Below are 6,555 nucleotides of genomic sequence, written 5' to 3'. Positions count from 1 at the left end.
GGCCGGCGCGACGACCGGCGTGACGACCGGCGTGACGACCGGCGTGACGACCGCGGTGGCTACCGTGGCCGGGACGACCGTCGGGACGGTGACCGCGGTGGCTACCGCGGGCGGGACGACCGTGGCGGCCGCGGCCCGCGCCGTGACGACCGCGGAGGGCGGCCGGGAGGCTTCCAGGGCCGCGACGACCGGCGCGGCGGCTACGGCCGACGCGACGACCGCGACCGCGACCGGGAGCCGATCAAGCGGCTGCCGATCCCCGAGGACGTCACCGGCGAGGAGATCGACAAGGACGTGCGGCAGGAGCTGCAGAGCCTGCCGAAGACGCTCGCGGACGACGTCGCCAGGAACCTGGTGATGGTGGCCCGGCTCCTCGACGAGGACGCCGAGACGGCGTACGCCTACGCCAAGGTGGCCCTGCGACTGGCGTCGCGGGTCGCCGCCGTACGGGAGGCCGCCGGATTCGCCGCGTACGCCAACCAGGAGTTCGCGGAGGCACTCGCCGAGTTCCGGGCCGCACGGCGGATGACCGGCGCGGTGGACCTGTGGCCCGTCATGGCCGACTGCGAGCGCGGGCTCGGGCGGCCGGAGAAGGCCCTGGACATGGCCGGTGCGCCCGAGGTGCACAAGCTCGACAAGGCCGGGCAGGTCGAGATGCGGCTCGTCGCGGCCGGAGCCCGGCGTGACATGGGGCAGTTGGACGCGGCCATCGTGACGCTGCAGAGCCCGGAGCTGGCGTCCAACGCCGCCCAGCCGTGGTCCGCGCGCCTGCGGTACGCCTACGCCGACGCCCTGCTAGCCGCCGGGCGGGAGAACGAGGCGCGGGAGTGGTTCGCCAAGGCCGTCGAGGTCGACCGGGACGGAAGCACCGACGCCTCCGACCGCCTCGCCGAAATGGACGGCGTGGACTTCGTCGACGCCCTCGACGAAGGCGAGAACGAGTACGAAGCCGAGGCAGAGCAGGACGGCGAGGCAGAGCAGGACCGCAGCGAGCCCGGAAGCGGACCCGCGGCCGCGGACGGAACCGGACGTCCTGCGCAGGACTGACGTCCAGCGGCAGCCCCGGGGCGGGTGCGGGAACCGGACCGGTTCCTGTGCCCGCCCGTTCAGTTCCCCAGGGCGCGCAGCACCAGGCCGGAGGCCGGCTTCGGACCGAACGACGTCGACTTGCGCGGCATCGTGACCCCCTGCTGTGCCAGATCGCGCACGACCTCCTCGTGCACCGGGTGCATCAGCACCGCCGTTCCGCCGTCGCGTTCCGCCTTGGTGACCGTCGCCGCCGTGTCGTGGATGTAGGCGATGTGCGCGGAGTCGTCGGGGATGCGCCAGACATGGTCGAGGAGGGCCGTGTGCAGCACCGTCGCGTCCAGGCTGCGCCAGGCCGCCGGACGGTCCGCCGGGACGGTGCGGGCCAGCAGATCCGGGTCCGGGCGGTCGACCAGATGGAAGCCGCCGTCCCCGGCCAGCAGGAAGGCGTTGCCCTCGCCGGCCGCCTCCGCCAGTGCCCCGAGCGCCGCGGGCAGCGGCTTCGAAAGGCTCCGCACCCGTGCGTGGGGGCGGACGGCGGCGACGGCGTCGGCGACCGGGAGCCCGTGGAGCAGCCGGTGGATGGCGCGGACCCGCAGCGGGTAGCGCACGGTGTCGACGAGCAGCACCAGGCCGAAGTCCCACGGGCTGGGGGAGGGATGCTCGGTGCGCAGCCGGCGGTAGGTGGCCCAGCGGTGGTGGCCGTCGGCGATGAGGGCCTGGTGGCGGGCGAGGTCTGCCTGCACACCGGCCACGTCCGCCGGGTCGGTGATCGACCAGAGGCGGTGGCGGAAGCCGTCCTCGGTCGTCGTGGCCAGCAGCGGGGGCTGGTCGGCGGTGCGTTCCACGACTTCCGCCGCCGTGCCCGCCGGGCCGTCCCCGCGGTAGGTCAGCAGCAGCGGTTCCAGGTTGGCGGAGGTGGCGCGCATCAGGGCCGCGCGGTCGGAGACGAGGTGCGGCATCACGTCCTCGTGCGGCAGGACCACGCCCTCCTCCGGATCGGAGACGCGCAGGGCGCCGATGATGCCGCGCTGCAGCAGGCCCGCGCCGTCGCGCTGCTCGTAGACGTACAGGCCCGGCTCGGGATCCGCGGCCAGTACGCCCTCGTCCCGCCAGCGGCGCAGAGTGGCGGCCGCCTGCTCGTTGCGGGCGTCCGCGGTGCGCGCCTCGGGAAGGATCAGCCGGACGATGTTGTACGGGTCGGCGGCCTGGAGGTGGTGCAGGCCGTCAGGGCGGACGACGACGTCATACGGCGGGGAGGTCACGGCGGCGAGGCTGCCGACCCGGTCGGGGTCGTAGCGCAGGCCGCGGAACGGGGTGAGTTCCAGACCTCGGAGCGCCGTTGCTTCCGAGTGACCGGCAGTGTCCATCCCGGCATCGTACGTGTGCCGGAGGCATGCGCGATGATCGGGGGGAAGACGAGCGAACGAGGAGCGATGCGGAATGAGCCAGACCGTCAGGACGAGGCCCGAGGGCAGCGGCCGGGCCCTGAGCGAGGCGTACGACACGGCGCTGCTCGACCTGGACGGAGTGGTCTACGCCGGCGGCGACGCCATCGCGTACGCCGTCGAGTCGCTCGACGCCGCGCGTGGGGCCGGCATGCACCTCGCGTACGTCACCAACAACGCGCTGCGCACCCCGGACGTGGTCGCCTCGCACCTCACGGAACTGGGCATACCGACGGTGGCCGAGGACGTCATCACCTCCGCGCAGGCCGTCGCCCGGCTGATCGCCGAGCAGGTGCCGGAGGGGTCGCGGGTGCTGGTGGTCGGTGGCGAGGGGCTGCGGGTGGCGCTGCGGGAGCGGGGTCTCAGCCCCGTGGAGTCCGCCGACGCCGACCCGGCCGCCGTGGTGCAGGGGTACGGCGGGCCGGAGCTGCCCTGGTCGCGGTTTGCGGAGGCCTCCTACGCGATCGCGCGCGGTGTGCCCTGGTTCGCGTCCAACACCGACCTGACCATTCCGAGCGCGCGGGGCATCGCCCCGGGCAACGGGGCGGCGGTGGAGGTCGTGCGGATCGCCACCGGTGCCGAGCCGCAGGTGGCCGGAAAGCCGCTGCCCCCGATGCACCGGGAGACGGTGCTGCGCACCGGAGCCGAACGGCCGCTGGTGGTCGGGGACCGGCTGGACACCGACATCGAGGGGGCGTTCAACGGCGGGGTCGACTCGCTGCTCGTGCTGACCGGTGTCACCGACGGCGCGCAACTGCTGGCCGCGGCGCCGCCGCAGCGCCCGACCTACGTGGACGCGGACCTGCGCGGCCTGCTCACCGGCCAGCCGCCCGTCACCGGGGACGGCGACGGCCACCGCTGCGGGGGGTGGACGGCGACTGCCGGCGCTGAGCGGCTGGAAATCGACGGCGGCGGGGAGAGCCTGGACGGGCTGCGTGCGCTCTGCGCGGCGGCCTGGACGGCGGCGGGCGAGGGCGTGTGCGAGCTGGAGGGGGGCAAGGCGCTGGCACGGCTCGGCCTGTGACCGGCGCGGGCGCGGGGCGCGGGCCGGACGGTGCGAGGTGCGGACCCCACCCCGGAAAACATTGGCAAGGGTAAGCTAACCTAACTCTCGTGTTGGTCGACAGTCCTGCCGCACACCGTGCGGGCCCCGCCCCCGCGTCCCCGCGCCGCCGCACGGCGTACGCGCTCGGGCTGCTGCTCTCCGGACCGCGGTCCTGGAACTCGCCGACCGGTACGTCGACGAGCTGTCCGGCGGCCAGCGCCAGCGCGTGTGGATCGCGATGGCGCTCGCCCGGCAGACGCCGCTGCTGCTGCTCGACGAGCCGACCACCTACCTGGACATCCAGCACCAGATCGGCGTCCTCGACCTCTGCGCCGAACTGCACGAGGAGCAGGGGCGCACCCTCGTCGCCGTCCTGCACGACCTCGACCACGCGGCCCGGTACGCCACCCACCTGATCGCGCTGCGCGACGGCGCGGTCGTGGCCGAGGGCCCCCGCGGGACGTGGTCACCGCGGAGCTGGTCGAGCACGTGTTCCGGCTGCGCTGCCGGATCGTCGACGACCCCGAGACGGGAACCCCCTGGTCGTCCCGGCCGCCCGCCGGGCACGCGCCCGGGTGCCCGCTACAGGAGCCTCCTGAGCCGGAACAGGTCCCGCAGCCCGGCCTCCAGCCGCACCCGGCCCGCGCCCCAGGCCCGGGCGAAGTGCAGCTCCCCGTTCACCAGGGCGACCAGGTCGTCCCCGCTCATGGCCAGCCGGATCTGCGCCCTCTCCCGCGGCGGTCCCTGAAGGGTCTCGGCCACCTCGATCCGGCCGCCGGTGATCCGGCCGGCGAAGGTGACGTCCAGGTCGGTGATGCGGCAGCTCACCGAGCGGTCCAGGGCCGCGGCGTCGCGTACGTCCCCCTCGGCTCGCCCCAGGGTGTCCGAAAACTTGTCGAGTGCGGCACGGCACTCCTCGATCGTGGCCATCGCGCCCGACGGTACCGCAGCGGTTCGCGGTAGCGTCTGGGCATGAGCGACACCGTGCCCGAGGAGCGGGCCCCGGCAGCGGAGGCGCAGACCGGGGCGGGGACCCCGTCCACGCCCGGGGACGACCCCGCCGCGCCCGCCCCGCTGGGCGTCCCCCGCACCCCCACCGGCAACGCCCGGGTGGACGCCGTACTGGACCGGCTGGGCGACGCCGACCACCTGGCCGCCGACCGCCACGCGGAGGTGTACGAGGATGTGCACCGGGGGCTGCGCGACGCGCTGACCGCGCTCGACGCCCGCCCGGGATCCCCGGCGCCCCCCTCGCCCTCATCGTCGTACGGGAACAGGAGCTGAACCGAACGTGGCAGGAGTCGCACGCCGCCGTCTGGACGCGGAACTGGTCCGGCGGAAGCTCGCGCGGTCGCGGGAGCACGCCAGCCAGCTGATCGCCGCCGGCCGGGTGACGGTCGGCAAGGCCGTCGCGACCAAGCCCGCCACCCAGGTGGAGACCGCCGCGGCGATCGTCGTCGTGGCCGACGACACCGATCCGGACTACGTCTCCCGCGGCGGCCACAAACTGGCCGGTGCCCTGGCGGCGTTCACCCCCGGGGGGCTGGTCGTGGAGGGCCGCAGGGCGCTCGACGCCGGCGCCTCCACCGGCGGCTTCACCGACGTGCTGCTGCGGGCCGGCGCCGCGCACGTCGTCGCCGTGGACGTGGGGTACGGGCAACTCGCCTGGTCGCTGCGGAGCGATGAACGCGTCACCGTCAAGGACCGTACGAACGTACGCGAGTTGACGCTTGACGCGATCGATGGGGAGCCCGTGGATCTTGTGGTGGGGGATCTGTCCTTCATCCCGCTCGGTCTGGTGCTGCCGGCTCTGGCGCGCTGCGCCAGACCGGACGCCGACCTGGTGATGATGGTCAAACCGCAGTTCGAGGTGGGGAAGGACCGGCTGGGCAGCGGAGGAGTCGTGCGGAGTCCGCAACTGCGGGCGGAGGCCGTGCGGGGCGTGGCCGACAAGGCGTGGGAGCTGGGACTCGGGGTGCGGGACGTCACCGCCAGTCCGCTGCCCGGGCCGTCCGGGAACGTCGAGTACTTCCTGTGGCTCAGTGCCGGGGCGCCCGCCCCGGACCAGGCCGATATCGACCGTGCAGTGGCGGAGGGGCCGCGTTGACACCTGACCGAGCGCGTACTGTTTTCCTGCTCGCCCACACCGGGCGGCCCGCCGCGATCCGCAGCGCCGAACTCGTGGTCAAGGGGCTGCTGCGGTCCGGCATCGGGGTGCGCGGCCTGCAGGCCGAGGCGCTCGACCTCCCGATCCCCGAAGAGGTGCAGCTCGTCAAGGAGGCGACCCCGCAGTGCCTCGACGGGTGCGAGCTGCTGATCGTGCTGGGCGGGGACGGAACCCTGCTCCGCGGAGCCGAGTTCGCGCGGGCCTCCGGGGTACCGATGCTCGGCGTCAACCTCGGGCGGGTCGGATTCCTCGCGGAGGCCGAACGGGACGACCTCGACAAGGTCGTCGACCGGGTGGTCACCAGGGCGTACGAGGTCGAGGAGCGGATGACCGTCGACGTCGTCGTCCACCGCAACGGCGAGATCGTGCACACCGACTGGGCGCTCAACGAGGCCGCCGTGCAGAAGGGCTCCGTCGAGAAGCTGCTGGAAGTGGTCCTGGAGGTCGACGGGCGGCCGGTCACCGGGTTCGGCTGCGACGGCATCGTGTGCGCCACCCCCACCGGGTCGACCGCGTACGCCTTCTCCGCGGGCGGGCCGGTGGTCTGGCCGGAGGTGGAGGCGCTGCTGATGGTGCCCATCAGCGCCCATGCGCTGTTCGCGAAGCCCCTGGTGACCTCGCCGGACTCGGTGCTCGCGGTGGAGGTGCAGCCGCACGACTCGCCGGGCGTGCTGTGGTGCGACGGCCGGCGGACGGTGGAACTGCCGCCCGGTGCGCGGGTGGAGGTGCGGCGGGGCGCGGTGCCGGTGCGGCTGGCCCGACTGCACCACGCCTCGTTCACCGACCGGCTCGTGGCCAAGTTCGCGCTGCCGGTGTCCGGGTGGCGCGGAGCGCCGCACTAGGCGCGCCGTCCGGCGGACCGCGCGGGG

At 74.3% G+C, this 6,555-nt stretch carries 7 protein-coding genes and 1 pseudogene; 6 read left to right on the top strand and 2 right to left on the bottom strand.

The window, feature by feature from the left end; genetic code table 11:
* Nucleotides 1–249 precede the first annotated feature (249 nt).
* Nucleotides 250–1,047 carry a tetratricopeptide repeat protein gene (locus ACL02U_RS32550; RefSeq protein WP_412794615.1) on the top strand — a complete coding sequence of 266 codons (798 nt, stop codon included), beginning with the start codon at nucleotides 250–252 and terminating at the stop codon, nucleotides 1,045–1,047.
* 59 nt (nucleotides 1,048–1,106) lie between these two features.
* On the opposite strand, the gene ACL02U_RS32545 is transcribed toward ACL02U_RS32550, so the two are convergent.
* Entirely contained in the window at nucleotides 1,107–2,396 is a 1,290-nt protein-coding gene (locus ACL02U_RS32545) for a DUF1015 family protein (RefSeq protein ID WP_412794614.1), read from the bottom strand.
* A 73-nt stretch (nucleotides 2,397–2,469) separates the two neighbouring features.
* On the opposite strand from ACL02U_RS32545, the gene ACL02U_RS32540 reads away from it, so the two are divergent.
* Nucleotides 2,470–3,498, top strand: a complete 1,029-nt coding sequence (locus tag ACL02U_RS32540; protein WP_412794613.1) for an HAD-IIA family hydrolase — start codon at nucleotides 2,470–2,472, stop codon at nucleotides 3,496–3,498.
* A gap of 184 nt (nucleotides 3,499–3,682) precedes the next feature.
* Nucleotides 3,683–4,118 (top strand): annotated as a pseudogene (locus ACL02U_RS32535) (ABC transporter ATP-binding protein); the annotation flags it as partial.
* On the opposite strand, the gene ACL02U_RS32530 reads toward ACL02U_RS32535, so the two are convergent.
* A complete protein-coding gene (locus ACL02U_RS32530) occupies nucleotides 4,102–4,449 on the bottom strand; it encodes a sterol-binding protein (RefSeq protein WP_412794612.1) in 348 nt (115 codons plus the stop codon). The pseudogene ACL02U_RS32535 and the gene ACL02U_RS32530 sit on opposite strands and share 17 nt — an antisense overlap.
* Before the next feature lie 42 nt (nucleotides 4,450–4,491).
* Between ACL02U_RS32530 and ACL02U_RS32525 the strand changes: the two genes are divergently transcribed.
* Genes ACL02U_RS32525 through ACL02U_RS32515 form a run of 3 tightly spaced genes read left to right on the top strand, consistent with a single transcriptional unit; the run spans nucleotide 4,492 to nucleotide 6,528 of the window.
* Entirely contained in the window at nucleotides 4,492–4,803 is a 312-nt protein-coding gene (locus ACL02U_RS32525; protein ID WP_412794611.1) for a hypothetical protein, read from the top strand.
* Nucleotides 4,804–4,810: 7 nt separating this feature from the next.
* Nucleotides 4,811–5,626, top strand: a complete 816-nt coding sequence (locus tag ACL02U_RS32520) for a TlyA family RNA methyltransferase (RefSeq protein ID WP_412794610.1) — start codon at nucleotides 4,811–4,813, stop codon at nucleotides 5,624–5,626.
* Nucleotides 5,623–6,528: an NAD kinase gene (locus ACL02U_RS32515; protein WP_412794609.1), complete on the top strand. Its 906-nt coding sequence runs from the start codon at nucleotides 5,623–5,625 to the stop codon at nucleotides 6,526–6,528. Before ACL02U_RS32520 ends, ACL02U_RS32515 begins: the two co-directional genes overlap by 4 nt.
* Nucleotides 6,529–6,555 lie beyond the last annotated feature (27 nt).

Source organism: Streptomyces sp. MS06 (assembly GCF_047200655.1).
In the GTDB taxonomy this organism is placed as follows: Bacteria; Actinomycetota; Actinomycetes; order Streptomycetales; family Streptomycetaceae; genus Streptomyces.
This window is presented reverse-complemented; position numbering and strand designations above follow the sequence as displayed.

Coding starts and splice junctions, on each gene's coding strand:
- ACL02U_RS32545 (WP_412794614.1), bottom strand. CDS start 2,396: ATGGACACTGCCGGTCACTCGGAAGCAACGGCGCTCCGAGGTCTGGAA.
- ACL02U_RS32530 (WP_412794612.1), bottom strand. CDS start 4,449: ATGGCCACGATCGAGGAGTGCCGTGCCGCACTCGACAAGTTTTCGGAC.
- ACL02U_RS32540 (WP_412794613.1), top strand. CDS start 2,470: ATGAGCCAGACCGTCAGGACGAGGCCCGAGGGCAGCGGCCGGGCCCTG.
- ACL02U_RS32525 (WP_412794611.1), top strand. CDS start 4,492: ATGAGCGACACCGTGCCCGAGGAGCGGGCCCCGGCAGCGGAGGCGCAG.